The sequence below is a fragment of the Alteromonas sp. AO-Serp genome, assembly GCF_017849675.1.
Taxonomy (GTDB): domain Bacteria; phylum Pseudomonadota; class Gammaproteobacteria; order Enterobacterales; family Alteromonadaceae; genus Alteromonas; species Alteromonas macleodii.
Map to the genome: position 1 here is coordinate 1 of NZ_JAFLMX010000011.1, position 1,321 is coordinate 1,321.

Consider the following 1,321-nt stretch of genomic DNA (forward strand, 5'->3'; position numbering starts at 1 on the left):
GGCCAGTTAACTCCTTCTCTTAACAGCGCATCAATAACATCGGTATTATGCGACTCGTTAAAGAAATTAAATATGTGGGTAGCCACCACTTCACCTACGTCCTGCACTTCAACCAATGCTTCAAGTGACGCATCGCGAATCGCCTCCAAGGTTTCAAAGTGCGCAGCCAAGTTCGCCGCAGTAGCCTCGCCAACCTCACGGATCCCCAACGCATAAAGGAACTTGGCAAGCGTGGTTTGCTTTGAAGATTCAAGTGATGCCAGTAGCTTGCTGGCAGACTTTTCGGCCATACGTTCTAGTCCGACAACATCACCTAAAGACAGTGTAAAAAAGTCGGCGGGACTGTGCACAAGATCAGCGTCAACTAACTGATCAACTAACTTGTCGCCCAAGCCATCAATATCAAATGCTTTGCGCGAAGCAAAATGCTTGAGCGCCTGCTTGAGTTGTGCTGCACAAATTAACCCACCGGTGCAACGGGCAACCGCTTCGTCTTCTAGTTTCTCAACCTGCGAGTTACACACTGGGCATTGGCTTGGGAAGGTAATGTCAGTTTCACTTCCCGTGCGATTGGCTTCTACCACAGACACCACCTGTGGAATAACGTCACCCGCACGGCGGATTACCACGGTGTCGCCAACTTTAACGCCTAATCTGGAAATTTCGTCTTGGTTGTGAAGTGTAGCATTCGACACAGTTACTCCACCTACAAACACGGGCTCTAAACGAGCAACCGGCGTGATCGCACCAGTCCTTCCTACCTGAAACTCAACGTCCAGTAACTTAGTCACTTCTTCTTGTGCAGGAAACTTCTGCGCAATCGCCCAGCGAGGCGCTCGAGCCACAAATCCAAGGGCATCTTGCAGGTCAATACGGTTAACCTTAAACACAACGCCGTCAATGTCATACGGCAAACTGTCGCGCTTTTCCAAAATGTGGTTGTAGTACGCCAAGCAGCCCTTACCGCCCTCGGCGGTGTCAATATCAGGGCACAGCGGCAGCCCCCAATTACCCAATTGCTTAAGGCGCTCGCTGTGTGTTGTGGGCAGCTCAAAACTTTCTGGTTGCACTACGCCTAGCGAGTAGGCATAAAACATCAGCGGGCGCTTGGCCGTAATTTTAGAGTCTAACTGTCGTAAACTGCCAGCCGCAGCATTACGAGGGTTCGCAAAAACCTTACCACCCGTTTCTTTTTGATGTTCGTTGAGTTTTGCAAAGCCCTCACGAGGCATAAACACTTCACCGCGCACTTCTACGCGCTCAGGATAATGCTCACCACGAAGCGTTAACGGCACATTAGAAATGGTACGCACGTTAGCCG

General features: G+C 50.4%; 1 protein-coding gene. It reads right to left on the reverse strand.

Annotated elements, in window-relative coordinates:
- Positions 1-1,321, reverse strand: a 1,321-nt coding sequence (ligA, locus tag QVA83_RS00985) for an NAD-dependent DNA ligase LigA (RefSeq protein ID WP_287498014.1), incomplete at both ends; no start/stop codon positions are given.